Below are 26,946 nucleotides of genomic sequence, written 5' to 3'. Positions count from 1 at the left end.
CCGCTTTTCTGTTTTACATTTAGGCTGTTGAAACCCATTTTTCTAAAAAATTCATTTCACTATGGCTCATTCCGTCATTTTTTCGCCCGATGCCCCCGCGCCCATTGGTCCTTATAGCCAGGCTGTACAGGCCGGCAATACGGTGTATGTTTCGGGACAAATTCCGCTGGATGCAACGGGGCAGATGGTAGGCGACGGTGACGTAGCAGCCGAAACACATCAAGTTATGCGCAACCTGCAAGCTGTATTAAGCGCTGCGGGTCTTACCCTAACCAACGTAGTAAAGTGCAGCATCTTCGTGAAGGACCTGCACAACTTTGGCCGCATCAATGATGTGTATGGTAGCTACTTCGAGGCAGGCTATGCTCCTGCCCGCGAAACGGTGGAGGTGTCGCGTCTTCCTAAAGATGTACAGGTAGAGATTTCCTGTATTGCCGTTCACTAAAAGAATCCGGCACTAGGAGTATTCGGCTACTACTTCGTTAACAGCCGGATTCATACTGAGCAAACAAGAGAGCCCCTGGTCTTACAAGACCAGGGGCTCTCTTGTTTTAATACCATAATTATTTCATTTCTACATAATGGCTTCTACACCCTTTGTACAAATCTCACATCAATTAAGATAGTATCAACAAAGTACAATTATGGCATCAATATTGAAATAAAAAGTACAAATAACTGGTATTAAGGTACTTTAATCTATAAGATATAACATTAGCAACAACTTTATTAAGGATCTTAATTATTGATACAATACAAAAAATAGGCTCTAAATCTAAGCAGCACTTAAATCGCCCTTCTCAATTCAGGACCATTTAATAGCATTGTATGAGATTTTTCTACTGCCTTTTGCTTTGCCTGGTGACTACTTTTATCACACGTGCGCAAACCGTACCTGCAGTTACGTATACAGAGCCAATCGTGATAACACGTGGCGGTACGTACACGGGCAATTACCGCAGTCTGGACTCCAAGGTGCCGTGCGTGATTGTATCTACCTCCGAGCCTGTAACGCTCATAGATTGCACGCTGGTAGGCGCCGGCGACCTGATCAAAACTGGGGGCGGCGTGAATCTGACGGTACGCAACTGTCGTGGCTATGGCCTGACGCCTACCGTTGATAATCGTACGCGTGGACGGTTTCTGGATGCCTACCAAGCTAAACAGCTGATCGTTGAGCATAATTATATGGAGCATACGGCCGGTATGGTTGTGAATCGCTGGAGCGGCAATGGCTCGGCTCAACAGACCCTAACGGTGCGCTATAACCAAGGCCTGAACTGCGACGGGCGCTACCGCAACGGTGGTAAGGAAACCCGCAGCTTCGTGCAGCTCAATACCGTGCAACAGCTCGCAGGCATTGATATCAGCTACAACGAGTTCCGCAACGAACCCAACGAGAGTGCCGTGGAGGACAACATCAACTTCTACAACTCGTCGGGCACGGCACAAAGCCCTATCAAAGTGCACGACAATTACGTGGAGGGAGCTTACCCCTACCCTGCTACTGAGCCGTCCTTTCACGGTACAGGCCTCACCACCGATGGCGATGGCAGCACTCCCACCACCACGGCTGCTTACATAGAAGCCTATCAGAACCAATTTGTGAGTACCTGCAACGCAGCTATGAATATTGCCGCCGGCCACCACATTCGGTTCTACAACAACCGCATGGTGACGGATGGCTTGCTACCAGACGGCACGAAACTGAAGGCTACATACGCTGCCACAGCCGTTTTCAATTATTATCAGAAAGATGCCGCAACGTTCAACAACAATACTATCAGCAACAATACCATCGGGTACGTAAAATGGGGCTACAACAGCCCCTACAGAGACCGTCAGGATCTAAGCACCGGTTCCTGCGCTACCTGTACCGGAACTACGCATCTGCCTAACCCCATTACCCCAGCCATGGAGCAGGACGAATGGTCGCTGTGGCAGCAGAAGCTACAGCAGCAGCAGGTGTCCGTAGGCGTGCTGCGTACTGCTGATAGCGGTGGGAGTACAATACTGCCTGTTACGCTGGCCCGGTTTGAATCGAAGTATGTAGGTGCCCAGCTGCTAGCTACCTGGACTACTGCTCAAGAACTCAATAGCAGCTATTTTGAGGTGCAGCAAAGCACTACAGGCCTAGACTTTTCCTCGGTGGGCCATGTGCAGGCAGCCGGCAATAGCACCCGCACCCGCACGTACTCGCTGGCACTACCCCCCTCGGTAGAACGGGTGTATTTGCGGCTGAAAATGGTAGACACCGATAGTAGCGTTCGATACAGCGAAGTAATTAGCTGCCAGTCTTTTGCCGGAGCCACAGCAGTTCGGGCCTCCGAGCACACGTTGTACAGCTTGGCGGGCGAACAATTGTGGCACCGACCAGCATCGGAGGACCGCCCCGACTTACGCAACTTGCGCCCTGGCATCTACGTGCTTCGAACTCGCCAAACCGATGGTAGTCAGGTAAGTAAAAAAATACTTATTCAATAGGATAACCTATTTGTCAATGTGTGTTGAGAATCACAATAAAGTCGTATAATTATCTATTAATAAGATACATATATTCTTTTACTCCTTTCTCTTTTACAGTTATGAAAGAACTTGGTCTGGGCTTGTTTTTGATTGGACTGGTATCGTTGGTGCTGCCATTGCTGGGTTTGAAATTCATTTTCTTGACCTGGATTGAGCAATGGGGACCTACCGTATCCTGGCTTATTCGGGGCGGCGTTACGCTGCTGGGGCTCATCCTCTACCTCAGCACCCGCAATCGGGATTAGGCGGTGAAATGGTGAGATGGTGAAATAGTGAGTTTGAAGTTCTTCTTGCGCAAACCGCGCGGATCAAGCGTCAAACTCACTATTTCACCATCTCACCATTTCACCGTTCGTATCTTTGCGTAGTGCTGCTGTCTGGCGGCACTACGAACTGTTGTTTCTTATGGAAAGAGAAGTACGGGTACGCTTTGCCCCTAGTCCTACTGGTCCGCTACACATCGGCGGCGTGCGCACTGCGCTTTATAATTATTTGCTGGCCCGCAAGCTAGGCGGCAAGATGTTGCTCCGCATCGAGGATACGGACCAAAACCGCTTCGTGCCCGGTGCCGAGCAGTATATTCAGGATTCGCTGGCGTGGTGTGGTATCGAGCTAGATGAAAGCCCTTGGAAAGGTGGCCCACACGCGCCCTACCGCCAGAGCGAGCGGAAGCCCATGTACATGCAATACGCCTTGCAGCTCATCGACTCGGGCCACGCCTATTACGCTTTTGATACGCCCGAGGAACTGGATGCCATGCGCGCCCGCCTAACGGCCGCTAAGGTGCCCAATCCGCAGTACAATGCCATCACGCGCAGCCAAATGCGCAACTCCACTACTCTACCCGAGGATGAGGTGAAGCAGTTGCTGGACGCGGGTACTCCCTACGTGATTCGCCTGAAGGTGCCGCGCAAGGAGGAAATTCGCTTTAACGACCTGATTAGGGGTTGGGTAGTGGTACACTCTTCGGCGGTGGATGATAAAGTACTGATGAAGTCGGATGGGATGCCTACCTACCATCTGGCCAATATCGTAGACGACCACTTGATGGAAATCACGCACGTGATTCGGGGGGAAGAGTGGCTGCCTTCGGCGCCGCTGCACGTGCTGTTGTATCGCTACCTGGGCTGGGAAAGCACCATGCCGCAGTTTGCCCACTTGCCGCTACTGCTCAAGCCCGACGGCACCGGCAAGCTCAGCAAGCGCGACGGCGACCGGCTGGGTTTCCCAGTGTTCCCATTGGAGTGGCATGGCACGGACGCCGAAACCGGCGCGCCTACCGTGAGCAGCGGCTACCGCGAAAGTGGCTACCTGCCCGATGCGTTCATCAACTTCCTAGCCTTCCTGGGTTGGAACCCCGGCACGCAGCAAGAACTGTTTTCTATGGATGAGCTGATTGAAGCGTTTTCCATCGACCGTGTGAGCAAGTCGCCGGCCCGTTTCGACCAGCACAAGGTGCGCTGGTACAACGAGCAGTACCTGCGCGCGAAGCCCAACGCTGAGCTGGCGCAGTATCTCCTCGATGCTCTGCACGAGCACGGCGTGGATTGCACCCGCGAAAAGGCAGAGCAGATTGCTGGTGTAATGAAGGAGCGCGTGACCTTTCCGCAGGATTTCTGGCAGGAAGCACAATACTTCTTCCAGGCCCCAGGAAGCTACGACGAGCAGGTAATCAGCAAGAAGTGGAATGCTGCTACCGCCAATGCGCTGGCCGCCTTTGCGCGGGAGTTACCCACCGCCGCCCCCTCTACCCCCGATGCCATCAAAGCCCTACTCACACAGGTGCTGGAGCGCGAGGGTGTGAAGCTGGGCCAAGTGATGCAGGCGTTGCGCGTGGCCGTAACGGGCGCCGCCGCTGGTCCCGACCTGATGGAAACCATGCATATTTTGGGCAATGAGGAAATCAGCCAACGCATTCTGACGGCCGTAGAGCGCTTGAGCACCCGCGCCACTGCGTAGTCTTGCCGTTGTGGGCATCCTGAATAAGGGCCGCTTCGTACTAGCTACGGGCGGCCTTTTGCATTGATGTAGCTTGCCCCGACCTCTTTACAAAGCAATATGACGATGGCTAAGAAACCTGTCAATAAGAAAAAAGCAGATCCCGATAAGAAAGCACGGGTACACAAAGAGCTGGAAGGCTTTGAAATCAAGGTGAACCCACTGGGCGAAATCACTTCCAATTATTCCATCGAGGACATCAACAAGTTCCTGAACCGCCATGTGCGCGACAAGAAGCTGGTGAATCGCGACGGCCAGTTTGGCGGCAACGACGAGGACGACCTCTACCCGGTGGAAGAAGGTAGCCCCGAGGTAGAAGAATCCGAGGAGGATTTTATGGCGCGCACCAGCAAGCCTGCACCCAAGAAGCCTACCCGCAAGGGCAAGCCTGCCGCCGAGGAGGACGAGGAGGAGTTCGAAACCGGACGCGAGGACGACGAATAGCAGCAACGAAACCGGTTGATTTAAACGGTCGATGTACTATACTTGCGCTCGTTCCTTGCCCCTACCACTATGCACTCACACGACGTCGACTACCGCATTCTTGGCCACGATATTCAGGTTCTGGAAATAGAACTGGACCCGAACGAAACCGTTATTGCCGAGGCGGGCGCCATGGTGTACATGGAGGAAAGCATTGCTTTCGAAACCAAAATGGGCGACGGCTCGGCCCCCGACCAGAGCGTGCTGGGCAAGCTGTTTTCGGCAGGCACGCGCCTGCTCACAGGCGAGTCGCTGTTTATGACGCACTTCACCCACCGGGGTGGTTACGGCAAAAGCAAGGTAGCCTTTTCGGCACCTTACCCCGGCACGATTATCCCCGTTGATCTTGGTACCCTACCGCAGGGGTTGATTGTGCAGAAAGACGGCTTTCTGGCAGCGGCGCGGGGCACCAAGATCAGCATTCATTTCAACCAGAAACTGGGGACCGGTTTCTTTGGCGGGGAGGGCTTTATTCTGCAAAAGCTAACCGGCGACGGCAAAGCCTTTGTGCACGCCGGTGGCACTATCATTGAAAAGCACCTCACCAATGAACTGCTACGCGTAGATACAGGCTGTGTGGTAGCTTTTGAGCCAGGTATTGATTTCAGTATTACGCGGGCCGGCGGCCTGCGCTCCATGATCTTTGGAGGCGAAGGACTGTTGCTGGCCACACTACGTGGCACCGGCCGCGTGTGGCTACAATCAATGCCCGTGAAAAAACTGATTCAGGCGTTGGCCCCAACTGGCAGCAATGCCACCAAGGAAAGTGGTGGCCTGTTTGGTAGTTTGCTGGATGAGTAATAGTGCTTTGGCCGCCTACCTACCCCAACAAGCTGACCACAATAATCACCAAGCTCACGACAAACGCCGCTCCTAGGGCACCTAGTACTCCTACTACCGCTTTGTTGCCTAGTCGCGGCAGAAAAGAGAAAGCCCGACGGCGTTTGCGGCGAGTATATACTCCTCGTTGACGGGAGCGGGACGATGAGGACGCAGAATCAGCGGAACTGAGGGTAGCGGACATGGGCGGGTGAGGTTAGTGCGTAGTATTCCTAATGTAGGTTTTGTTCTAAAAAGTTTCTTCGTGAAATCGACTAACATACGCTCCTTACCGACGAGTTGGATTGCGCACACGATATTCACTGTTAAGTAATTATGCAAAAGCGGGGCCATACCCTATTTTCCCGCTACAGAGTCGCTACTAATCCGAGTACCGCCTTCATACGTTTCTATTTTTACCATTTTGCCTTGCGCATCAAAATAGCGCCACGGACCAAACCAATAGAAATGCGGCCCGTCGGGCTCGTTGACGTAGCGGGCCTGCCCTTGCCGTTGGATCTTGCCCGTTAAATCGTAGTGGCGGATAGAAATTAAGCCGCCGGGCTGTTGGTGATACAGTTCCCATTTTTCCCGCTGCCCGTTGAAGCTATAGTAGCGCCAGCGCCCCCGCTCGTAGTTGCGCCGAAAGCGCCCTTTGGCAGCCAGATGCCGCTCGGTTTCATCGTAGTAGATGCGCCACGGCCCCTGTCGCTCCAGTTTCGCATTGTAGCGATTGCGCGACCAAAAGCCAACAGGTTTGTGCACAGCCGTGCAAGCCGATAAGCTTAGGCCTACTAACAGAGGTAGGCCGAAAGAAGAAGCATAACGCATAGTATGTAAGTAATAGAGTGACTGGTAATGACTCCGTTAACTTACAACTAAATTATTAGTTATACTATCTCCTCTGGTAGCAGTCGTAGTATTTCTTCCAGCAGTTCGCGGGAGTTGCTGAGGCGCGGCACTTTGTGCTGGCCACCTAGTTTACCTTTACTAGCCAGCCACTGCTCGAACGTGCCGGGTGGTGCTACTGTTAGCATGGGGCGCTCCAATGCCAAGTTGCGGTGGCGCTTGGCGTCATAATCAGAGTTGAGCTGACGGAGTGTATCATCCAGTACGGCCACAAACTGTTCTAGACTTGTGGGCTGTACGTTGAACTCCACTAGCCACTGATGACCGCCCCGCGAGGTATCGGTGTTACTGAAATAAATGGGCGCAGCCGTGAAATCGCGCACCGTAGCGCCAGTGACTTGGCAGGCGGCTGCAATGGCCGCGTCGGCGTTTTCTATTACTACCTCTTCGCCAAAGGCATTGAGGAAGTGCTTGGTGCGGCCCGTAATGCGAATACGGTAGGGCGCCAAGCTGGTAAAGCGCACCGTATCGCCGATGTTGTAGCGCCACAAGCCCGCATTGGTACTGATAATGAGAGCGTAGCGCGGTCCTATTTCCACCTCCTCCAGTGTGCAGGCCTGCGGATGCTCCTGTCCTAGTTGATCGAGGGGTAGGAACTCATAATAGATGCCATGATTAAGCAGGAGCAGTAGGTCTTCTGAGTTGGGCTCGTCCTGCAACGCCAAGTAGCCTTCGGAGGCATTGTAGATTTCGAGGTAGTGCATTTGCTCCCGCGGAATCAACTGTCGAAACAGCTCACGGTAGGGTCCGAAGGCCACCGCGCCATGTAGAAACAAACTCAGGTTGGGCCACACTTCCGTGATGTTGGCCGCGCCGGCCAGTTCTACTACCCGGCGCAGCAGCACAATCATCCAGGTGGGCACGCCGGCCAGCACAGTCACATCCTGGGTAAGCACGTGGCGGGCAATACGCTCTATTTTTTCCTCCCACTCGTCTAACAGGGCCAGCTCCAGCGGTGGCGTCCGGATGTATTCGGCCCAGGCGGGTAAGTTCTGCATAATCACCGCCGACACGTCGCCAACACGCGAGTCGGGCTCAGCGGGGCGAAACGGATTGGGTGCATGCGTACCCCCCAACGACAGCGTTTTGCCGCCTAGCACCTTGCACCCAGGGTAGTGGTAGGTAGCTAATGCAGTCATGTCGCGGCCAGCGCGGTAGTGACCCTCCTGCAACGACTCGCGGGTGACGGGAATGTACTTACTACGGGCGTTGGTGGTGCCACTGCTCTTGGCAAACCACTGCACCCGGCCGGGCCACAGCACATCGGCCTCGCCGCGTAGCACGCGCTCCAGCTCCGGATAAAGCTCCTCGTAGGTATTGATAGGTACTCGCTGCGCAAATTCAGCGGCGGTTATCGCGTCACCGAAACCATATTTCCTACCCCACTCTGTATCGCGGGCCGTGCGCAAGAGCGTGCGCAACACTTGCGCCTGCGTTTCGTGCGGGTGGTCCCGAAACTGCGCGATATCGCCCAAACGCCGCTGTACAGCCCAAGAGAGGATAGAATTTAACACGGCGGGCAAATTAATAAACGTGCGTTAACCTGAGGCCTACCTCACCCACTACGGTAAACCTACTTATATCTTTCTTTTCAACTCGAAATGCTTGCCCAGGTACACCCGGCGCACCATTTCGTCAGCGGCTAGCTCCTCGGCGGTGCCGGCTTTTAAGAGCTTGCCCTCGAAGAGTAGGTAGGCGCGGTCTACAATGCTGAGCGTCTCGTTTACGTTGTGGTCGGTGATGAGGATGCCGATGTTCTTATGCTTGAGCTTGGCCACAATGCCTTGGATTTCCTCTACGGCAATGGGGTCGACGCCGGCAAAGGGCTCATCCAGCAGCACAAATTTAGGGTCGACGGCCAGGGCGCGGGCAATTTCGGTGCGGCGCCGCTCACCGCCGCTAAGCACGCGGCCCAGGTTTTTGCGCACATGTGTGAGGCTGAACTCATTCAGCAACTCTTCCACCTTGTCGCGCTGGGCTTGTTTGGGCTGACCAGTCATTTCCAGCACCGACAGGATGTTTTCCTCTACCGTTAAGTCCCGGAACACGGAGGCTTCCTGCGCCAGATAGCCAATGCCCCGGCGGGCGCGCTGGTAGATGGGCAGCTTCGTGATTTCCTCATCATCCAGAAACACCTTGCCGGCGTTGGGCTTCACCATGCCTACCGTCATGTAGAACGAGGTGGTTTTGCCGGCGCCATTCGGTCCCAGCAGCCCCACAATCTCGCCCTGCTCCACGTGCAACGACATGTCGTTGACCACGGTGCGGGCTTTGTATTTCTTGAATAAGTGCTCAGCGCGAAGAATCATACGGCAAAAATGGTGATTTACTGGCTCAATGGCTTCAGCACTTGCGTGCGCAGCGCCACTTGGGCGGGTGTGGCAGCGGGGTCTACCCGCAGCACGTTGTGCAGCTTTACGTCGAAGGTGCGAGGCGTGGCCGTCCGCTCCTTCGGCTTGGCAGCGGCCGATGCTTGAAAACGAACGGTAACGGGCTCAGCGGAGGTAGGCTCTACCAACGGCCGAAGCAGCTGCTCGGCGTTGGCCATCGTCACCGATTGGTTGTTTACGGCCACAATGATGTCGCCTTCCTCCAAGCCAAAAGCGTTTTCGGCGGCTTTGGTTTGAGCGGCTTTGAACTGCTCGCGGGCGCTGTCGTAGCTGAAGCCGATATTGCCGAAGGCAAGCGTTTTGCCTTCCTCTGTTGGGGCGTAGTGCCAGCCTATCTTCTGGAAATACTCGGCATAGGGTAGCGGCTCGTTACCGATAACGTAACGGTCAAAGAAATCCTGCATCTGCGGATTAGTAAGAGCCACGAACTCCGGAATCAGGTCTTTGTCCTCGAAGGAACGGGTAGGGCCGTATTTCTGGCGCAGCGTCAGGAGCACGTCGCGCAAGCTCTGACGGCCCTGGCTCGACTCCTGCAACCGAATATCGAGCAGGAAGCCGATGAGCGCGCCCTTTTCGTACACGTTCTGGTACATGTCTTTGTAGGGCGCATCCAGAATCTGCCGGCTCATGGTTGTGAACGACACGTTGGGGTACTTCTCCGCGTTGTCGATTTTCTGCTTGATGTGCTGACGAAACTCGTCGGGCGTATTCAAGCCGCCGCGCACCTGCACTAGTTGGGCAATGTACTCGGTCACGCCCTCGTAGAGCCACAAGTGCTGCGACATCTGGGGGTCGCGGAAATCAAACTCTCCTATTTCGCGGCTGTGAATGTTCAGCGGAGCCAGCATGTGTAGGAACTCGTGCGAGGCCACCTCCTGCACCATGCTTTTTACGCGGTCTGGGTCAGGAATTTCGGGTAGGAAATAGACCGAAGAGTAGGAATGCTCCATGGCGCCGTAGCCACCGTTTTTGCTGTTCAAAGGCGAATTCAACCCAGGGAAATACAATAAGAACTCGTAGTGCTCTACCGGCATCTCCCCGCCAAAATACTGCGCCAATGCTTCGGCCATCGGCCGCATTATTTCCTGGATTTGCGCGGCTTTCACCACCCCGCTCTCCGATACTACCGACACGCCTATGCGCGCGCCGCCTGCCGCAAAGCTGGCCGTATCGGGCCGGCTGTAGAGGATGGGACCATCGGAAAGCGTGACGTAGCTGGGAGCCGTGCACACATCCTCGGTGGCCGAGGGGCTTTGCTTGGGTAGGGCGGTGGCGCCGTAGAGGTCGGCGGGTTTGCGAACGGTGAGCTGGTAGGGCATCATCTTCTGCCCATCGAAGTAGCCGTAAAGGCCATAGTGATTGAGCACGAAGTTGCGGCCGGCCTCGAAGTTGGTGCCGCCGGGCTGGAAGATAAAGTTGTCGTCCTGGCGGGCATCCCAAGTGTCATCCACATAGTACTCAAGGCGGGCCAGCGTGCGGGCGTTGTCGATGACGAACAGGTTGGGCGAAGGATGCTTCACTTTCAGCTTACGCCTCTTGGCATCCAGCGCCGTGAAGCCGGACACGAAGCGGCCGTAGTCCTTGCGCGAGTAGGAGCCTGGTATCACCGAGGGCATAATGTACGTGGCCTGGTTCTCGGTGAGGGTAGGCGGCTGCACCACCACTTTTAGTCGGTCGTTGGCAACCTGTTGCAAATCGAGTGTAATCTGGTAACCGGCAGGCTGTTGGGCAAAAGCAACACCCGTGGTCAGCCCCATCAACAGAGCCAGGGAAGCAAATTTCATAAAGGAGGAGGAAGATAGAACACCCGCACAGGCAACGAATGAGCCAAGGTACACATTGCCCTACCCAAAACCTGGCTGGGGCGGCCTGCGTTCCTACCCTACCCTCCTACCTATTTTGTATGTCGCGCCGTAGTCGTACTCTTAGCCTCTCTCTGATGGCCCTGCTCTACGCGGGGGCCGGCATTATGCACTTCGTGAAGCCAAAGGTCTACGCGAAGATTGTTCCGCCTTATCTACCTGTGCCCCTCACGCTGGTGTACGTGAGTGGCGTGGCCGAGCTGGCGGGCGGCCTGGGCCTGCTCCTACCCGCCACGCGCCGCCCGGCAGCCTGGGGACTACTACTGCTACTACTAGCCGTATTTCCGGCCAACGTGTATATGGCTCGCCACAACGACGAGCTGTTTCGGCTGCCTACCTGGATGGTATGGGCACGCCTACCCCTGCAATTGGCGCTCATTGGGTGGGCGTGGCAGTTTGCCCAGCCGCAGCCGCGCCTTGCCAGCAACGTTGTGCGCTAATGCGCGTTACTCCTGCTATCATTCACCCCTTTTCATATGGCAACTACTACTCCTACCTATTCCGCTACCTGGATGCCTCGCTTATTGAGCATTCTGCGCATCGTAGCGGGCTTTATGTTCATGCTACATGGCACACAGAAGCTGTTCAACTTTCCGGCCGGTGAGCACGGTGCGGCTGAGCTTTTCTCGCTCATGGGATTGGCTGGTGTGCTAGAAGCGCTAGGCGGCCTGCTGCTTATTCTGGGTTTGTTTACGCGCCCTGTGGCATTCATTTCGTCGGGCCTGATGGCTGTAGCTTACTTCATGGCTCACGCGCCGCAAGCGCCCCTACCCATCCAAAACCAGGGCGAGTTGGCGGTATTGTATTGCTTCGTATTTCTATTCTTGGCGTTTGCCGGTGCTGGCGAGTGGAGTCTGGACGCCTGGCGGCAACGAGTGACCCGATAACCACTGTAAAACTGCCGTAGGATAAATGAAAAGGTGCCCTTACTTTCGGGCACCTTTTCATTTATAGCCTGTATTCTATGCCTTTTACCCGTTATTGCCTTGGGGTCGCAGTTGGTTTATTCCTTTCGGCCAACACTGCTCAAGCGCAACTAATATCCGATCCTACCCAAGCCACTGCCGCCCGCGATACACTGTTTCAACAGGCTACTCAACTGCAACAGCAGGCAACCCTCAATTTAGCCACCTTTAAACCTACTATCAAACGAGCTGGGCGGCGTCATGTACTGAAAGGCGCAAGCCCAAAGGTTAAACGTGCCATGTCGAGTGATATTTCGGAAGCAGAGAGCCTTTGGAGCTGGAGACATACCACAATTCGTCGGCGCACAGGCGTTGTAGAAGAACGTTATCAAGTTCGACAAGCAAATCAAATACTGCTCAACGAGCGTCGCCTTAACGGCACTGTTACGTGGTTAAAGGTTTCTATTCCGAAGAGCCCTACTACGAAAACCAATGTTTATAAACCCAGACACAAGGGCCTATATATGCGCGAAGGTTACCTTGTTTTCGACGGAAAAAATTACGTATTACCCGCCGCAACCAACTAGCTACTCTCTTACTCCCACCGAATATCCTTCAGGCGCAATTGCAGCGTGCGGGTGCCCCGGTACTCGTTCATTTCCACGTTATAGCACACACTGAACGGTTCACCTTGACGCATTTGCTCGTAGTATTCGCCTAGGCCAAAACCGATGGCGTCTACTACGTGGTAGCCATCCTGGGTGAGGGCTACCTTAAGGTGAGAATTGCCAACAATACGGGCAGAGTCTGGGGCGGCATACACGCCCCGCGACTCGAATACGGGGTTGGGGTTGCCGGGACCAAACGGCTCCATCTGGCTCAGCAACCGGTAGAAGCCGTTGGTAATATCCGTCAGTTGCAGCTCGCTGTCGATTTCAACGGGCGGAATCAGCTGCTCCGGCAGGATGCGGCGGGCTACTACCTGCTCAAACCGCTCCTGAAATTCTGGCACTTTGTCGACGGCCAGCGTGAGGCCGGCGGCGTACATGTGGCCGCCAAACTGCTCCAGCAAATCAGCACACTCCTCAATGGCCTGGTGCACATCAAACCCCGCTACGGAGCGGGCCGAGCCAGTGGCCTTGCCGTTGCTTTGGGTGAGAATGATGGTAGGACGGTAGTATTTATCCAGGCAACGTGAAGCCACAATGCCCACCACCCCTTTGTGCCAGTCTTCTTTATAGAGAACTGTAGAGCGGGCGTTTAACAACCGGCTGTCGTTCTCAATCATTTCCAGCGCCTCTTTCGTGATGCTGGTATCGAAGCCACGGCGCTCTTGATTTGTTTTGTCGACCACGCCGGCGCGGGCAATGGCATCTTCCTTGGTTTCGGCTAGCAGCATGGCCACCGAGCGCTTGGCATCGCCCATACGACCGGCCGCATTGATGCGCGGCGCAAAGCCAAACACTAGACTACTGATATTCAACCCAAAGCGTAGGCCCGCCAGTTCCCGCAGGGCATCGAGGCCGGGGCGCTGGGGCCGTTCGGGGTCGTTGAGCAGGCGCAGGCCGTGGTAGGCCAACATCCGGTTTTCACCATAAATGGGCACAATGTCGGCCGCAATACTCACGGCCACCAAGTCCAGCAGCTCGTGCAAGGGCGCCTCATCCAGCCCCTGGTCTTGGGCAAAGGCCTGCATCAACTTGAACCCTACCCCACAGCCCGACAACTCTTTGAAAGGGTAGGGACAATCGGCGCGCTTGGGGTCCAGCACGGCCACAGCCTGCGGCAGCGACTCGCCTGGCAAGTGGTGGTCACAAATAATAAAATCGACGCCCTTAGCCGTTGCGTCACCTACCTTTTCCACCGCTTTCACGCCGCAGTCGAGGGCAATGATGAGGGCATAGCCGTGTTCGGCAGCATAGTCAATACCCGCATCGGATACGCCGTAGCCTTCCTTGTAGCGGTCAGGGATATAGTAGTCGATGCGCTCGGGGCCGAAGAACTGCCGTAGGTAGGAATATACCACGGCCACGGAAGTGGTGCCGTCTACGTCGTAATCACCAAACACCAATACTTTCTCCCCCGCGTGCAGTGCTTGCGTGAGACGCCGCACAGCGCGGTCCATATCGCGCATGAGCAGCGGATTAGGCAGATCGGCGAGTGAAGGGCGAAAGTATGCTTTGGCTTCCTCAAACGTGCACACGCCCCGCTGGCACAGCAGGCTGATAATGGCTTCGTTGACGCGCAAAGCATCCGCCAACTGCCGAACGTTGGCGGGGTCTGGCGAAGACTTACGAATCCATCTTTTTTCCATACGGGGCGGGGTTGACAGCAGGGGGCAGTATCTTCAAAAGTAAGAAGAAAACCGCTGTGGAAATGTTGAATGTTGCGTTTTGGAGGATGAATAGTTCCGCTAACTTTCCATCTTTCCTACCCTACCGCACTATTCTCATTTCTTTTAACTCCTTTTTCAACGCCTCTAACTCCGTGCAGAAAAACCACTTGGCACCAACGACGACTTCGCACAGAGTTAGAGGCGTTGAAAAAGGAGTTAAGGGAGAGCTGATCTTGTAATTTCCTAAACGCCATCGCCACGCAACGCTCGAAAACGCTTGCGGGCCTCCGCCACGTAAATACTACCTGGATATTTCACCAGCAACTGATTATACAGTTCTTTGGCTTTGTCTTGTTCTTTGAGGTTTTCCTCATAGATACTAGCCATCAGAAACATAGCGTCATCACTCAGCACATCATATTTGGGATTTGATGTGATTTTGGCGAGCGTAGCCACGGCAGCCGGGTAGTCGCCCATGCGGCGCTGAAGCTGACCTTGCAGGTACCACGCCTCATCTGTGAGGGCGTGACCAGGGTACTTAGACACCAGCACCGAAAGGCCGCGGCTGGCCTCTGCCAACTTATTCTGAAACACCAGTAACTCAATGGCCGCATAGTCGCGCAGGGCGACGCCGGCGGTATCCATGGCGGTATTATCAGAGATGAGCAGGCTGAGCTGCATGGCATCGTTGGCTATTTCGCGGCTGGTGGCCTGCTTGAGAATATCTAAGTGACTCTGGGCTAACTTGAAGTCGGCGGCGTAGTAACTAAGACGGGCGTTGCGGAGCTTGGCCTCGTAGCCGATGGGCGAGTCCTTGTGGTCTTTCTCTACCTGGGAGTAGAGCAAGGTGGCCTCCCACGGCTCGCCGCGCAGCAAGTAAATATCAGCCAGATTAATCTTGGCATCGGCCACTGTGGTCGGGTTGGCGCGGGGCATGGCAATTACTTCCTGCAACAGCTGAATGGCTCGTGGCTTATCATCAAGCTGAAAAGCATACAGCTCGGCCATATTCGTTAGAATGGAAGCCGTTTCGGGTGTGCGGCCCAGCTCTTGCAACACCTGCTCGTACTCGCCTATTAGCCCATGAATCTTGGCTGGTTCCACGGGGTAGGTGGTGCGCACCTGCTCCTCCCGGGCTTCTACCAGCCGCTGCCGCGAAATAGCGTAGAGCGGGCCGCCTTTGTACTCACGCAGCACGTACTGGTAGCCGGCAATGGCACTTTCGTAATCGTGGTTGTGCTGGGCAATAGCGGCCACCTCCAGCACGCGGCTGCCGTTGGTCCGCTCCCGACGGTCGAGGGCTTTGGCCTGTACCAGCGCCCCCACAAAATCGTGGCGCTGTACCTGTAACCACAGCAGCAGCTCACTGTATACGGGCTGGTCTGGGTATTTCTGCACGTTGCTGAGCAGCTGCTTTTCGAGGGCCTCGAAGTCTTTTTCTTCCCGTAGCGAGTTTTGCAGCATGTTGCGCACAAAGGGCAACTGGCGTCCGTCCTGTTGCACTAAGCGCAATGTTTCGGCCATTAGCTGCTCTGTTTGCCCACCTTGGGTGTAAAGCTGAATAAGCTGGGGCGCAAATTCCGCGTCGTTCTTTGTTAGTTCTCTACCTCGCAGGTAGGTCTTCTCGGCCCATTCTGGCTGTTGGCGGCGCATAAACTCCGTTGCAACCGGCACGATTTGCTCGCTGGTCAGGCGCGTCAGGGCCTGCTCGTATTGTTTGGTGGCGGCGGTTTGGTCGCCTGCGGCAGTGTATACTTCTCCCAGCAGCACTGTGTATACCGGTTCGGCGGCATGCTGTTTGGCGGCTTTGCGGGCTACTTTCTCTGCCTCTTTGTAATTGTGCAGCGCCTGAAGTGTGTTCAGGTAATCGGGCAACACATCGGGGCGCTGCTGCTCAGCCGTGGGTAGGCGACCGAATAGAAAAGCGGCCTTCTCGTTTTCGCCTTTGCGTGCGTATTCCTTCGCCAGTGCCACATCTCCTCCCAGCATGGTTTGGGCCGTTAGCGGAGCCACGGGCAGCAACGAAATCAGAACGGGCAGCAAACGACGAGAGAAGCGCATACGGTCGTAATTAGTAGGTGCGAGTTGCGAGTTGCTGGTTATCAGTATAAATGCTAATAGTCCCCTACCCATCACTCAACTTTCTGAACGGCTCATCGCCCAGAATCATTTCAAGATAGCCACAAAAACCCGTTGGCTGCCACCTGCCTACAAATGAAAAGGCCACTCTTGCGGAGTGGCCTTTTCTAAGATAGATGCCTGTACGGAGGGCTTACAGGCTCGGGAATTTCACCCGATCATCTTTCACGTTGGCGTTGGCTTTCACAGCCTCGTAAAGCAAGCCGTCGGCGCGGGCGGTGCGTTGCTCCATGAGCTGCTTGCGGGTAGCGGCTACATCGCCGGCAGCGGCAGGCGCGTTGATGGCAGTAGGCTCCACGATGAGCACACCCTGCTCGCCTTGGATGGGCGCCGATTTCTGACCAGTTTTCAGGCCGAAAATCTTGCCAACAGCAGCTGGCTCGGCACCCAGGCCGGGCAGCACACCCGAACCTAATACCACGTTATCGGCGGTTTTCACCTGGGCCGAAGGACCATAGGCGGCCGCCAGTTGCTCTAGCGTGCCGGTTTTGCCTTTCAGCTTGTTGATGATCTGCTCCGCTTTCATATCGTTGCGTACCTGCGCCGTCAGCTCGGGGCGGATGCTGGCAATATCGGCGGTGCCTTTGCTACGGGTGCCGGTGAGCACGGCAATAACGTACTGGTCGCCGATGTCGAATACTTCCGATACGTCGCCTACCTTGGTTTCTTTGCCGTTGTTGCCATAGTAAGCCCAACGCACCAGCTCGCGGGCGTTTTGCAAGTTGTTCACGCTGCGGTCGGCAGTGCCCAGGCCTTGGGCCTCTTGCTTCTGCAACGACTTATCGGCGGCCACGGCCTTGCGGAACGACTCTACATCCGTAATCTGACCTTTCAGGTCCTGGGCGCGCTGGTAGGCAGCGTCGCGGGTAGCATCGGTGGGCACAATGGCTTTTTGCACCGCCGCTACCTGGTAGGTCTGATAGGTTTTGGGCTGAGTGATTTTGATGATGTGGTAGCCAAACGACGTTTCTACCGGAGCCGGCAGCAACCCTTTCGAAGTAGTACCAAACACAGCTTTCTCGAACTCGGGTACCATACGGCCCTGCGAGAACCAGCCTAGGTCGCCGCCGGTAGCCGTGGTACCATCGGTGCCGTATTGGCGGGCCATAGCGGCGAAATCAGCACCGCCTTTGATTTTGTTCAGGATGTCCTGCGCCTTGGCTTTCGCGGCGGCTTTTGCCTCGGGGGTAGTGCCTTCTGGCTTGATGAGGATGTGGCTGGCACGGGCCGCAGCCTGCTCGCCTTTTTTCTCACCGGTTACTTTAAACAGCGAATACACGCCATTCTCAGCGTAGGGGCCATATACTTGACCCACGGTCAGGGGTAGGTTTTCGCGCAGTTTCTCGGGCAGATCGGCTGGCGAGAGGTAGGCACCGTTGTAGGGCTGATCGGAGTTCAGCTTCACGAACAACGAGTCGTTGGGTGCGCTCTGGAACTGGGTAGCCAGCTGGTCGATGGTGCTGCGCACGGCGCTGCTGTCCTCTACCGAAGCCGCCACCGGAATGGTCACGTACTCGATGCTGCGGCCTTGCTCCACTTTGTAGCGGCTCTTGTGCTTGTCGAGGTAGGCCTGCAACTCAGCATCCGTCACCTTCACCGACGAATCCGATACTGTGTAGTACGGCACTAGCAGGTAGCGGGCGTTGGCAGTAGTGCCTTGGTTGGTGAGGTAGTTCTTGGCTTCCGCGCTGGTCACGTAAGTCGAGAGCTTCATCAGGTTGTTGTACTTGTTGGCCATGCGCTCAATGGGCAGGTTGGCTTCGAAATTTTCGAAGGCAGCACGGGCCTGTGGGGGCAGCTTGTCGAGGTTGCGCAGGTAGTCGAGCAGCTTGGCGCGGTCGAACTGGCCGGTTTGCGGATTGGTGAAGGCTTGGCGGATGCTGGGGCTGATGTTTTTGCCCTGCACCATATCTACCACCTCGTCATCAGACACTTTCAGGCCCAGCTTTTCAAACTCCTTTTGGAAAGCAATGCGGTAGATGGTCAGGTTCCAGGCCTGGTCGCGCAGGTAGCCCATCACTTGCTCGTCGGGCTGACGACCTTGCTGGGCGGCAAAGGCTTCTTTCTGCTGCTCTAAGGTATTCTGAAACTCGGCCAATTCTACTTCCTCGCCGGCTACCTCGCCCACGGTCGTATTGTTGCCACCGAACAAACGGTTGTTTCCACCTACCAGGTCACCGCCCACGATGAAGAGCAGCATACCGATGGCTACCGTGCCAACGGCCCAGCCGGATTTTTCCCGAATCGTGTTAATTAAAGCCATTTACTTGAAAAAAAGCACCGTATAAAAAGGAGAAAGAGGCGCAAAATAACCAGAATCCGCCCGACATTCAAAGCTACCTGCCAGTGGTGGGGTAGGAAAGGCGCATTTCTGTGACATTCAGCACCATAAATGCCACATTTGCTAACAAAAAAGAAGCTGCCCTATTTGCGTCGTTTGCCTTTCGGCCGGTTTGCGGCTGGCTTCGCACCGGCTTTAGTCGCAGTACCAGAACGGGGCACCGGCGTATCCTTGACAGCTGTTTTAGTATCCAGCCCCAGGTAGCGAAACCACATCACACACACAAACGACACCATATACAGGGTGTAGTTTTTTCCAATGCTGTTTTGCAGAATAGTTTGGTAGACTGCAATAATGAACGATACCACGGCCACCGAAAACAACACCGTCCGCCCCAGCGACTTATCAAATCGAAAGGCCATAAATTATGGAGTAGTCGTTTCGGTGACGTTGCTGAATTTACCCGTTACTTTCTTCAACTTATAGGACGTAAAGTTCTGATCGGCCTCTAAGCCGTAGCCGTCTACTGTATCCGTGGGGGTTTCGATGTGCACGTACATCTCGGGCTTCGTGTAGATCAGTAACCGTTGCTGGTCGTAGAACAGTTCCTCGGTTTGCAGTGTCTGCTGCTTGGGTTCGTTTTTCACCCGCACATGGCCGCGCAAAGAGTATAGGCCCTTGCTCTTTTCCTGCTTGCCGTAATCGCCGGTGATGGTATTGACTACCGTTTGGCCATCCTTGCTGTAGAACAGCAGTTTCACGCTTTTAGGGTACACCACATCGCCCGACTCAAATTGCTGCTGGAGTGGCGCAGTCAGCTTCACTTGGAGCTTGGCCGAGTCGCTAACGAAGGTCAGCACGTTGGTGGTTTCCATCATTGGGCCTTCGTACATGACTTTCTTTGTTGGGTCAGCCTCTTGCTTCTGACAGCCAATTAAAGCCAGACCCAACCCTATCCAGATACGGAATTCTCGCATGATCTTACTCTCTCTGCACTACTCAATGCGCCGTTTGATAAACCAGCGGTTATTGAGCGAAACCCCTACCTGCATCCGGATATAGTTTTCCTTTACGTTGCCGCTGGGGCTGTCGATGGTTACGTTGTTGTTGCCGCGTTGCCCGTAGGTGAAGGCCAGGCTAAAGGTAGTAGCATCTAGTGGCGTAGCACCGGGTATTGGGAAGCCAAAGCCCCAGCTCACAGCCCTATCGTAGAGGCGTTGTCCACCGGGACGGTAGGGAACCTCAGCTAAGCTAATGCCTGCTCGGTACACCACGCGTTTGAAGTAATTATCGACACTGGTTGGGTCTGGGGCCCATTCGCCGCCTAGTCCTACCCGGTAGGTATCGCTCAGGGGCACGTTGGCGGCGCTAGTTACGCCGGCTAGCACCGGCACCTGAAAGCGCGACCATTGCTGCCGGGCCAGGTCCAGGCTGGTGCTCCAGTTGCGGTTGTTATCAAGGCTAATGCCGAACTGCGCCAGGGTAGGCACGCGGGCCTCGCCCTTCTGCCCACTCACCAACACAATGCTGGTATTGGCGATGGGCGCGCCAGCCAGCGTGCGCTGCTCCTGCGTCACGTCGTACGTGCCGTTCAGGTTGGACTGAAAGCCGTATACGGCCGCCAGATTGTAGTTTAATTTATCCGTTAGCTTGCCACGGTAGTGCGCGCCTGCCCGGAAAATAAAGTCTGAATAACGCACGTGCTCCAGGCGCACGGTGCTCTGTACATTCGAGTTGTCGCCGGAGGTTACAACCGTGGTGCCAGAGGTAGCATCGATGGTACCGAACACGTAAGAAGCTGTACCTCCTACGGTTAGGCCTTTCGCTATGCGGAAGGCGTGTACCATATAGGCTTCTGATAGCCCACCATCGCCCGTAAATCGGTTGATGGATTGCGCGTTGGGGTCGCCCGTTACGCTACTGCTCGTTGTGCTTTCGTAATCGACGGCCGTGTAGGGCCGCAGGCCAGCCGCGGCCGCCCACCGTTTGGAGATTGGGAAAGCCAAGGCCAAGTAGCCCAACGTACCGCTACCATCGCGCTGCGAGTTGGTGCGGTTGCTGATGGTCTTGAACTGCCCCGTTACGGCTACCTCGTAGGTGGTACGAGAGGTGTAGTACACCAGCGCCGGGTTCAGCTCATTGACGTTGGTACCGTTGGGTGCAGCTAGCCCTACCCCACCCATTGCCATTTGCCGGACACCACCCGTATTAATATAGGCGTCGCCCAGGCCCAGGCGCGAATAAGGCGAGTTTCCCAGACCTTGTGCCTGCGTTTGTGCAGCGTTCAGCCACCCGAGCAGCGACAACCCGGCCAGGCCGGCAAATTTAGTTTTCAACATTATGCACTAATATTCGATGGAGCCCAAGTAGCACAAGCTCCGGAATGGCAAAGATATAGCCTTTCAGCCGTGGTTGAAAAAAACCGGCGTCGCCGCCTGTCAACAACACCGCCAACCCAGGGTACTGTGCCCGGTAGGTGTCAATCAGACCGTTTACTTCAGCGGCCGCTCCGTTCAGCACGCCACTCCGAATAGCCGATTGCGTATCATCCCCTATCAGGGGTACGGCCACTGAAGGAGCATTGGGCACTTCCAGTAACGGCAAGCGGCCCGTAAACGTATGCAGCGCCTGAAACCGCAGCCGCAGCCCCGGCCCGATGCTACCTCCCCGAAAGGTGTGACCACCTTCCACGAAGTCGCACTTAATAGCCGTGCCGGCGTCAATCACCAATATATCTTGGTTGGGATGCAGCCACGCCGCGCCTACTGCTGCGGCCAGCCGGTCGGCGCCTAGCGTGTGGGGGGTAGCGTACCCGTTGCGCAGTGGGAGTGGTGTGGTAGCGGGTGCCAGTTCCAGCAATTGCCCCGGCACAAGCGGCCGCAGCGCAGCGGCCCAATCTGTGGTAGGCTCCGCTACCGACGCCACAATGGCGTGGGCAGGCTGATGCAGTTGCACCAGCGCCAGCACCTCCGCCAGCGTTTGCCCCGTTGCCCGATACCGCAACTCACTACCCTCGAAGTATCCATACTTCACGGCCGTGTTGCCAATATCAAGAGTAGCGGTACGCATGAAGGTGAAATAGTGAATGGTGAAATGGTGAGTGGTGAAATAGTAAGCTTGATGCTTCTATATAAGCTGGATTCGCGTAAGCGGTACCGGCAGAACATCAAACTTACTGTTTCACCATCTCACTACTCACCACTAGGAGCCCCGCTGTTGCCAGGGGGTTGCGTGCTACATAAAGTATTTCAGACGGATTACCTCTTTTTCCGTCAGGAAGCGCCACTTGCTACGGGGTAGGTCCTTTTTGGTGAGGCCAGCGTATTGCACGCGGTCCAGCGTTACTACTTCGTAGCCCAGGTGCTCAAAGATGCGGCGCACAATGCGGTTACGTCCCGTGTGCAGCTCAATGCCCACAAAGTGCGCGTTGCCGGCTACCACCGCCACGTCGTCTACCTCTGCTTTGCCATCTTCCAGTTCCAGGCCTTCCGAAATGCTGCGCAGGTCAGCTTCTGTTAGTGGCTTGTCTAGCTCTACCTGGTAGATCTTTTTGTTTTTGTTGGAGGGGTGCGAAAGCTTCTGCGCTACTTCACCGTCGTTAGTAAAGAGCAGCAGACCCGTCGTGTTGCGGTCAAGACGCCCTACCGGGAAAATGCGCTCCTTGGAAGCACCCGACACCAAGTCCATCACGGTCTTGCGGCCTTCCGGATCGTCGGTGGTGGTGATGAAATCCTTGGGCTTGTTCAGCAGCACGTACACCAGCTTCTCGCGATTGAGGTTGGTTTTGCCATACTGCACCGTATCCGATGGCTGTACCTGGTAGCCCATTTCGGTCACTACCTCACCGTTCACCCGAATTTCGCCGGCGGCAATCAGCGCATCGGCTTCCCGACGCGAGCAAACGCCCGCGTTGGCGATGTAGCGATTCAGACGGATTACTTCCGCTCCCAATTCCTCCTCCTTGCGACGGCGCTTATTGCCACGGTTCGGATCCTGCTCGTAGTGCTTGAGGTTTTTGTAGTCTGGGGCCTGACCAGCCACCTCGCCGCGCTTCAGCTTACCAGCACGATGGTCGTTGGCATCGGGCGTAAATTTCTTATCCGTAGTAGTATCGCTACGACGCTCGCGCGTTTCGTACGCGCGACCTGCCCGCATCTCGCTGAAGCTACGGCTACCGCCCCCAAAGTTGCGCTCCTGTCGGTCGCCATACGACGGACGGCCTTCGCGCTGTCCGCCGAAATCGCGCTTACCAAAATCACCCGCTGGTTTCCGGTCGCCGTAGCCACCCCGGTTATCGCGGCGGTCTTCGCTACCGCGCTCAAACGTACGGGCTGGCCGCTCGCTGCGCGTGTCGCCTTCCTCAGGCTTACCGCGGTAGTCGAATGGGCGCGCTGCCCGAATGGGTCGGTCAGTTCCGGTTGCCTCGTTGCGCTCGGGGCGGGTAGGTGCTTCTGGTTGCGGCCGGAAAGCAGGAGCTTCCGCATTCGGGTTCGCCTTCTGAAACTTGCGGTTTCGCTCACCCGGCGCACCGCGTGGCACGGTTGGCTTACCATCCTGGCGATAGGGCTGACCATTCCAGGTTTCTCTCGATTCGTAGGCGCGCACAGGCCGGTTGTTGGGCTGTTCCCGCTGACTGTAGCCGTCGTTGCGGCTGCCGCCTGCACGACGGTCAGAGCCACCGAAGTCCCGGCCTCCGCCAGCACGACGGTCGTTGCCGCCAAAATCCCTACCCCCGCTTGGGCGCCGGTCGTTGCTGCCAAAGCTGCGGCCACCACTGTTGCGGTCTTCCCCGAAGCCGCGGTTGCCAAAATCCCGGTTACCACCGGGGCGGCTACCCTGCCCCTGCGGCCGGCCGAACGATGGGCGCGAGGTAAAGCCTTCACCCCGGCGGTCATTGTCTCGGCCGAAGTTATTACCGGCAGGGCGGTCGTTGCGGCGCGGTTTAGCATCGCGACCACCCTCTTTGTTTTTGTCGTTAAAAGAAGTGCGGCCACGGCGGCCGGACGGTTCATCGGAGAAGTGTTTCTTGCCCATAGTTGCAAGGGTTAGCGCCGTATCGCTACGGTGCAAAATGAAAAATCAATGGTGAATTGTAAACTGAAGCTCCCAACACCCAGCCTCAGAAAACAGTGCCCGGACCGGCGGTTAGATACTTTGCAGCCTCCAACCAACCCGTCCGGGCACGTAAGATAGTAGTGTACCGCTAGTCGCGGCGGGCCATTTTTGCTTCAATCGAGTGCTGCGTATGCGGCACGGCGCGCAGGCGCTCTTTCGGAATCAGCTTACCCGTACCGATGCACACGCCATAGGTACCATTCTTAATGCGAATCAGCGCGTTTTCCAGCTGCTGAATGAACTTCATCTGGCGCGAGGCCAGCTGATTCAGGCTTTCTTTTTCGGCTGTATCAGCACCGTCTTCCAGGACCTTCGACGATGACGCCGTGTTATCGGTACCCGAATCGTTGCGCCGGCTCAGGGTTTCCTTGATAAAGCTTACTTCTTTCCGGGCAGCGGTTAGCTTGTCCTGAATAATCTGCTCGAACTCAGCTAGCTCTTCCCTGGAATAGCGTAGGTTGTCGTCACTCATGTTGGGCAGGGAAAATATGATAAAGGGGTGATTGATTGCCTACCAGCATAGCCGTATCGGTCATTTGCCGGAATAGCCGCTCAACAGTAGCTTCTATAAATAAGTTTATAAGGCACTGTTCAGCGTTGTATCCAGCCAATCAGCCGACGCTGCGCAAGGCTTTTCGGCCGCAAAGCTACGTCTTTGTCAATTAATTAGCTAACGGCGCTTTTTCATTCTTACCCCTCCGCATACGCCCTTCTCAGAAGCCCAGCATGTGGATGGCGGCCACTGCTCCCTCCACTCCTTTGTTGCCATGCTTGCCACCCGCCCGATCCCACGCCTGCTCCAGTGTGTTAGTGGTAACCAAGCCAAAAATGACGGGCTTATTGAACTTCAATCCGACGTTGGTAATACCCTGGGCTACGGCGTGGCAGATATAATCATCGTGCTTCGTCTCGCCTTGAATAACTACCCCTAAGCAGATAACAGCATCTATCTCTTCGTGCTGGGCCAGTAATTGGGCCCCCAAGGTCAACTCGAAGCTACCCGGCACGGTGTTGCGGTAGATGTTCTCTTCTTTCGCGCCATGCTTGAGCAGCGTCTCGTACGCGCCTTGTGCCAGCGTATCCGTGATTTCGCGGTTCCATTCGGCCACTACCAAGCCAAAGCGCTTGTCACTGATATCAATAAAGTGGTCAGAAGTATAGTCGCTGAGGTTTTTGAGAGTAGTTGCCATGTAACGTAGGGTTTGCAGATGAGGAAGATTTCACGGACGCAGTAAGTAGATGCTACTAGTCGCTACCCGCGTTTATAAAAAAAGGACGGTACTGGACCGTCCTTTTTAATAGTAGTTGCTAGAACAGCAAAACTGCCATTGGGTTTTACTTGCCAGCCAGTGCTTCGGCGCGGGCTTTCATCTTGCGCGCTTCGTTTACCTGCTGAGCGCTTTGGTAATCGTTGATGATTTTATCGTACGTTTCCACCGCTCCGCTATAGTCCTTCGCCATTTCCTGCGCCGTTGCTTTCTTCATCAGGTACTCTGGCGAGAAGTATTCGTTGGCTTTGTAGTTCGCTGCTTTATCGTAGAAATCGGTGGCTTCCTTGTACTTGTTTAGCTCCATGTTGGCATCGCCTATCAAAGAGTAGGCCCGCGCCTGCACCAGCAGATCATCGGAGCTAAAGTCTTCCAAATAGTCGATAGCAGCCTGAAACTTGCCTTGCTTTAGCGCAGCTACACCAGCGTAGAAGCTAGCTAGGTTGCCAGCCTTCGTATTGCCATACTCCGAGGCAATCGTAGTTAGGCCATCGTACTGCCCATCGCCTTGCATGGCCTTGTTCAGCGAATCGGCTTCCCAATAGTTAACAGCCTGGAACATGGCAGTCTGTGCTTTCTCATCCTGCGAGGAGCGCCACATATAGTAGCCGATACCGCCTACCACAGCCAACACGACCACGGCCAGCAAACCCAGCAACAGGTTTTTGTTACGGCGCACAAAGTCTTCCGATTCGGCCAAACGGATGGCCAGAGCATCCGGATCTTCTAACAACGGATGTTCTGCATTGCCAAATTCGCCCTCATGCGTTGCGGGCTGCAATGGGTCAGTAGACACGCGTTGCGGGCGGTTCTGCGGGCTGTTACGCGTATAAGGAATCTTGGACATACTACGAATGGCTCAGGGGAGCCGCAAAGATGCTTGTCAGAAAAAGCGATGCTATTCGCGGATGAAAGGATAATCTTCCTCTACATACACATCGCGGTAGAGTTCTTCTGGATCGGGGAAAGCAGAGTTTTCAGCGAAGTCAACCGACTCTTGTACCTGTCCTTTGATTCTCTCGTCGATGGCGTTCAATTCCTCTTCCGATGCCATGTTGTGCGTCAGAATAGTGTGGCGCACCGCTTCGATGGTATCGCGCGAGCGGAAATCTTCCAGTTCCTCTTTGGTGCGGTACTTGGCTGGGTCGCTCATCGAGTGACCTTTGTAGCGGTAAGTTTTGAATTCCAGCAAGGTAGGGCCCTCACCAGCGCGGGCACGCTCGGCAGCACGAGCTACGGCTTCATGCACATCCTCCACGTTCATAGCATTTACCGGCTCCGAAGGCATATCGTACGACAGACCCAGCTTATACAGCTCGGTTACGTTGGACGTGCGCTGCACCGAAGTACCCATGGCGTAGCCGTTGTTTTCGATAACGAAAATAACTGGTAGCTTCCACAACATGGCCATGTTGAAAGCTTCGTGCAATGCACCTTGGCGTACAGCACCATCACCCATGTAGCAAATGCACAGGTTACCGGTCTTGTTGTACTTCTCGGCAAAGGCAATACCAGCGCCCATCGGTACCTGGGCACCTACGATACCGTGGCCGCCCATGAAGTTCACCTCTTTGTCGAACATGTGCATCGAACCACCTTTGCCTTTCGAGCAACCGGTTTCCTTTGCAAACAACTCCGCCATGATAGCATTAGGCGATGTACCCAGGGCCAGTGGGTGCGCGTGGTCACGGTAGGCCGTAATCCATTTGTCATCCTTAGTCAGAGCCGATACGGCGCCGGCCACACAAGCTTCCTGCCCTATATAGAGGTGGCAGAAGCCTTTAATCTTTTGCTGACCATATAGCTGGCCAGCTTTTTCTTCAAACTTGCGCATGAGCTGCATTTGCTCATACCAAGAGAGGTATTGCTCTTTCGAAAACTCTGGAGTATCCGGAGTCGTAGCCTTAGGGGCACCC

At 55.3% G+C, this 26,946-nt stretch carries 26 protein-coding genes; 9 read left to right on the top strand and 17 right to left on the bottom strand.

Translation table 11 applies throughout. From position 1 onward, the window contains the following. The first annotated feature begins 61 nt into the window (after positions 1–61). The 6 genes from J4D97_RS21920 to J4D97_RS21895 all read left to right on the top strand — a co-directional run bounded on the left by J4D97_RS21920 (position 62) and on the right by J4D97_RS21895 (position 5,808). The gene (locus J4D97_RS21920) at positions 62–445 is read left to right on the top strand and encodes a RidA family protein (RefSeq protein WP_185281879.1); all 384 of its coding nucleotides are present in this window, start codon (positions 62–64) and stop codon (positions 443–445) included. Between the two features lie 416 nt (positions 446–861). Beyond that, positions 862–2,484, top strand: a complete 1,623-nt coding sequence (locus J4D97_RS21915) for a hypothetical protein (RefSeq protein WP_208309448.1) — start codon at positions 862–864, stop codon at positions 2,482–2,484. Positions 2,485–2,585: 101 nt separating this feature from the next. Next, complete coding sequence (locus tag J4D97_RS21910; RefSeq protein ID WP_185281877.1) at positions 2,586–2,771, top strand: hypothetical protein; 186 nt, start codon at positions 2,586–2,588, stop codon at positions 2,769–2,771. Positions 2,772–2,931: 160 nt separating this feature from the next. Continuing rightward, positions 2,932–4,485, top strand: coding sequence for a glutamate--tRNA ligase (gene gltX / locus J4D97_RS21905; protein ID WP_208309447.1), 1,554 nt, complete (start codon positions 2,932–2,934; stop codon positions 4,483–4,485). A 105-nt stretch (positions 4,486–4,590) separates the two neighbouring features. After that, positions 4,591–4,968: a hypothetical protein gene (locus J4D97_RS21900; protein WP_185281875.1), complete on the top strand. Its 378-nt coding sequence runs from the start codon at positions 4,591–4,593 to the stop codon at positions 4,966–4,968. A 69-nt stretch (positions 4,969–5,037) separates the two neighbouring features. Then, a complete protein-coding gene (locus J4D97_RS21895) occupies positions 5,038–5,808 on the top strand; it encodes a TIGR00266 family protein (RefSeq protein WP_208309446.1) in 771 nt (256 codons plus the stop codon). Positions 5,809–5,827: 19 nt separating this feature from the next. Here the strand turns inward: J4D97_RS21895 and J4D97_RS21890 are convergent, their stop codons facing one another. From J4D97_RS21890 to J4D97_RS21870, 5 genes are all read right to left on the bottom strand, one after another. Continuing rightward, on the bottom strand, positions 5,828–6,031 hold the full coding sequence (locus J4D97_RS21890) for a hypothetical protein (RefSeq protein ID WP_208309445.1): 204 nt from the start codon (positions 6,029–6,031) through the stop codon (positions 5,828–5,830). 152 nt (positions 6,032–6,183) lie between these two features. After that, complete coding sequence (locus J4D97_RS21885; RefSeq protein ID WP_208309444.1) at positions 6,184–6,657, bottom strand: hypothetical protein; 474 nt, start codon at positions 6,655–6,657, stop codon at positions 6,184–6,186. Between the two features lie 59 nt (positions 6,658–6,716). Then, positions 6,717–8,249 carry a GH3 auxin-responsive promoter family protein gene (locus J4D97_RS21880; protein WP_208309443.1) on the bottom strand — a complete coding sequence of 511 codons (1,533 nt, stop codon included), beginning with the start codon at positions 8,247–8,249 and terminating at the stop codon, positions 6,717–6,719. Between the two features lie 63 nt (positions 8,250–8,312). Next, positions 8,313–9,044: an LPS export ABC transporter ATP-binding protein gene (gene lptB, locus J4D97_RS21875; protein WP_185281871.1), complete on the bottom strand. Its 732-nt coding sequence runs from the start codon at positions 9,042–9,044 to the stop codon at positions 8,313–8,315. Positions 9,045–9,061: 17 nt separating this feature from the next. Continuing rightward, positions 9,062–10,909, bottom strand: a complete 1,848-nt coding sequence (locus tag J4D97_RS21870; RefSeq protein ID WP_208309442.1) for a peptidase M61 — start codon at positions 10,907–10,909, stop codon at positions 9,062–9,064. Positions 10,910–10,947: 38 nt separating this feature from the next. Here J4D97_RS21870 and J4D97_RS21865 point away from each other — a divergent pair, with 38 nt between their 5' ends. The 3 genes from J4D97_RS21865 to J4D97_RS21855 all read left to right on the top strand — a co-directional run bounded on the left by J4D97_RS21865 (position 10,948) and on the right by J4D97_RS21855 (position 12,479). Then, positions 10,948–11,427: a DoxX family protein gene (locus J4D97_RS21865; RefSeq protein WP_347879380.1), complete on the top strand. Its 480-nt coding sequence runs from the start codon at positions 10,948–10,950 to the stop codon at positions 11,425–11,427. A 36-nt stretch (positions 11,428–11,463) separates the two neighbouring features. Further along, entirely contained in the window at positions 11,464–11,874 is a 411-nt protein-coding gene (locus J4D97_RS21860; protein WP_243900462.1) for a DoxX family protein, read from the top strand. Positions 11,875–11,951: 77 nt separating this feature from the next. Next, the gene (locus J4D97_RS21855) at positions 11,952–12,479 is read left to right on the top strand and encodes a hypothetical protein (RefSeq protein WP_208309441.1); all 528 of its coding nucleotides are present in this window, start codon (positions 11,952–11,954) and stop codon (positions 12,477–12,479) included. 8 nt (positions 12,480–12,487) lie between these two features. Here the strand turns inward: J4D97_RS21855 and recJ are convergent, their stop codons facing one another. The 12 genes from recJ to pdhA all read right to left on the bottom strand — a co-directional run. Further along, positions 12,488–14,206 carry a single-stranded-DNA-specific exonuclease RecJ gene (gene recJ, locus J4D97_RS21850; protein ID WP_208309440.1) on the bottom strand — a complete coding sequence of 573 codons (1,719 nt, stop codon included), beginning with the start codon at positions 14,204–14,206 and terminating at the stop codon, positions 12,488–12,490. 264 nt (positions 14,207–14,470) lie between these two features. Beyond that, entirely contained in the window at positions 14,471–16,288 is a 1,818-nt protein-coding gene (locus J4D97_RS21845) for a tetratricopeptide repeat protein (protein ID WP_243900461.1), read from the bottom strand. 211 nt (positions 16,289–16,499) lie between these two features. Continuing rightward, positions 16,500–18,629: a peptidylprolyl isomerase gene (locus tag J4D97_RS21840; protein ID WP_208309439.1), complete on the bottom strand. Its 2,130-nt coding sequence runs from the start codon at positions 18,627–18,629 to the stop codon at positions 16,500–16,502. Positions 18,630–18,790: 161 nt separating this feature from the next. Beyond that, positions 18,791–19,069: a hypothetical protein gene (locus J4D97_RS21835; protein ID WP_208309438.1), complete on the bottom strand. Its 279-nt coding sequence runs from the start codon at positions 19,067–19,069 to the stop codon at positions 18,791–18,793. 3 nt (positions 19,070–19,072) lie between these two features. Further along, positions 19,073–19,624, bottom strand: a complete 552-nt coding sequence (gene lptC, locus J4D97_RS21830; RefSeq protein ID WP_208309437.1) for an LPS export ABC transporter periplasmic protein LptC — start codon at positions 19,622–19,624, stop codon at positions 19,073–19,075. A gap of 18 nt (positions 19,625–19,642) precedes the next feature. Next, positions 19,643–20,986: an OmpP1/FadL family transporter gene (locus tag J4D97_RS21825; RefSeq protein WP_208309436.1), complete on the bottom strand. Its 1,344-nt coding sequence runs from the start codon at positions 20,984–20,986 to the stop codon at positions 19,643–19,645. Continuing rightward, positions 20,973–21,716 (bottom strand): type III pantothenate kinase, encoded by a 744-nt coding sequence (locus J4D97_RS21820; protein WP_208309435.1) that lies wholly within the window; start codon positions 21,714–21,716, stop codon positions 20,973–20,975. Before J4D97_RS21820 ends, J4D97_RS21825 begins: the two co-directional genes overlap by 14 nt. Positions 21,717–21,881: 165 nt before the next feature. Further along, the gene (locus J4D97_RS21815) at positions 21,882–23,681 is read right to left on the bottom strand and encodes a pseudouridine synthase (protein ID WP_208309434.1); all 1,800 of its coding nucleotides are present in this window, start codon (positions 23,679–23,681) and stop codon (positions 21,882–21,884) included. A gap of 169 nt (positions 23,682–23,850) precedes the next feature. Then, on the bottom strand, positions 23,851–24,234 hold the full coding sequence (locus tag J4D97_RS21810; protein WP_185281860.1) for a TraR/DksA family transcriptional regulator: 384 nt from the start codon (positions 24,232–24,234) through the stop codon (positions 23,851–23,853). A gap of 241 nt (positions 24,235–24,475) precedes the next feature. Next, complete coding sequence (ribH, locus tag J4D97_RS21805) at positions 24,476–24,952, bottom strand: 6,7-dimethyl-8-ribityllumazine synthase (protein ID WP_185281859.1); 477 nt, start codon at positions 24,950–24,952, stop codon at positions 24,476–24,478. 145 nt (positions 24,953–25,097) lie between these two features. Then, positions 25,098–25,877 (bottom strand): tetratricopeptide repeat protein, encoded by a 780-nt coding sequence (locus J4D97_RS21800; protein WP_208309433.1) that lies wholly within the window; start codon positions 25,875–25,877, stop codon positions 25,098–25,100. Between the two features lie 51 nt (positions 25,878–25,928). Continuing rightward, positions 25,929–26,946 (bottom strand): pyruvate dehydrogenase (acetyl-transferring) E1 component subunit alpha (gene pdhA, locus J4D97_RS21795; protein ID WP_208309432.1); only part of this gene is annotated, 1,018 nt, incomplete at its 5' end.

This window comes from Hymenobacter defluvii (assembly GCF_017589435.1).
In the GTDB taxonomy this organism is placed as follows: Bacteria; Bacteroidota; Bacteroidia; order Cytophagales; family Hymenobacteraceae; genus Hymenobacter; species Hymenobacter profundi.
The sequence above is the reverse complement of the archived record's forward strand: the minus strand, read 5'-3'. Positions and strand labels throughout refer to the sequence as shown.

Bases quoted from the DNA above. Each gene is read 5' to 3' on its own strand.
- J4D97_RS21910 (WP_185281877.1), top strand. From the start codon at position 2,586: ATGAAAGAACTTGGTCTGGGCTTGTTTTTGATTGGACTGGTATCGTTG.
- gltX (WP_208309447.1), top strand. From the start codon at position 2,932: ATGGAAAGAGAAGTACGGGTACGCTTTGCCCCTAGTCCTACTGGTCCG.
- J4D97_RS21865 (WP_347879380.1), top strand. From the start codon at position 10,948: ATGAGCCAAGGTACACATTGCCCTACCCAAAACCTGGCTGGGGCGGCC.
- J4D97_RS21855 (WP_208309441.1), top strand. From the start codon at position 11,952: ATGCCTTTTACCCGTTATTGCCTTGGGGTCGCAGTTGGTTTATTCCTT.
- J4D97_RS21885 (WP_208309444.1), bottom strand. From the start codon at position 6,657: ATGCGTTATGCTTCTTCTTTCGGCCTACCTCTGTTAGTAGGCCTAAGC.
- J4D97_RS21810 (WP_185281860.1), bottom strand. From the start codon at position 24,234: ATGAGTGACGACAACCTACGCTATTCCAGGGAAGAGCTAGCTGAGTTC.
- J4D97_RS21900 (WP_185281875.1), top strand. From the start codon at position 4,591: ATGGCTAAGAAACCTGTCAATAAGAAAAAAGCAGATCCCGATAAGAAA.
- J4D97_RS21895 (WP_208309446.1), top strand. From the start codon at position 5,038: ATGCACTCACACGACGTCGACTACCGCATTCTTGGCCACGATATTCAG.
- J4D97_RS21860 (WP_243900462.1), top strand. From the start codon at position 11,464: ATGGCAACTACTACTCCTACCTATTCCGCTACCTGGATGCCTCGCTTA.
- J4D97_RS21845 (WP_243900461.1), bottom strand. From the start codon at position 16,288: ATGCGCTTCTCTCGTCGTTTGCTGCCCGTTCTGATTTCGTTGCTGCCC.
- recJ (WP_208309440.1), bottom strand. From the start codon at position 14,206: ATGGAAAAAAGATGGATTCGTAAGTCTTCGCCAGACCCCGCCAACGTT.
- J4D97_RS21800 (WP_208309433.1), bottom strand. From the start codon at position 25,877: ATGTCCAAGATTCCTTATACGCGTAACAGCCCGCAGAACCGCCCGCAA.
- J4D97_RS21870 (WP_208309442.1), bottom strand. From the start codon at position 10,909: ATGAAATTTGCTTCCCTGGCTCTGTTGATGGGGCTGACCACGGGTGTT.
- J4D97_RS21890 (WP_208309445.1), bottom strand. From the start codon at position 6,031: ATGTCCGCTACCCTCAGTTCCGCTGATTCTGCGTCCTCATCGTCCCGC.
- lptC (WP_208309437.1), bottom strand. From the start codon at position 19,624: ATGCGAGAATTCCGTATCTGGATAGGGTTGGGTCTGGCTTTAATTGGC.
- J4D97_RS21820 (WP_208309435.1), bottom strand. From the start codon at position 21,716: ATGCGTACCGCTACTCTTGATATTGGCAACACGGCCGTGAAGTATGGA.
- ribH (WP_185281859.1), bottom strand. From the start codon at position 24,952: ATGGCAACTACTCTCAAAAACCTCAGCGACTATACTTCTGACCACTTT.
- J4D97_RS21920 (WP_185281879.1), top strand. From the start codon at position 62: ATGGCTCATTCCGTCATTTTTTCGCCCGATGCCCCCGCGCCCATTGGT.
- lptB (WP_185281871.1), bottom strand. From the start codon at position 9,044: ATGATTCTTCGCGCTGAGCACTTATTCAAGAAATACAAAGCCCGCACC.
- J4D97_RS21815 (WP_208309434.1), bottom strand. From the start codon at position 23,681: ATGGGCAAGAAACACTTCTCCGATGAACCGTCCGGCCGCCGTGGCCGC.
- J4D97_RS21840 (WP_208309439.1), bottom strand. From the start codon at position 18,629: ATGGCTTTAATTAACACGATTCGGGAAAAATCCGGCTGGGCCGTTGGC.
- J4D97_RS21825 (WP_208309436.1), bottom strand. From the start codon at position 20,986: ATGTTGAAAACTAAATTTGCCGGCCTGGCCGGGTTGTCGCTGCTCGGG.
- J4D97_RS21835 (WP_208309438.1), bottom strand. From the start codon at position 19,069: ATGGCCTTTCGATTTGATAAGTCGCTGGGGCGGACGGTGTTGTTTTCG.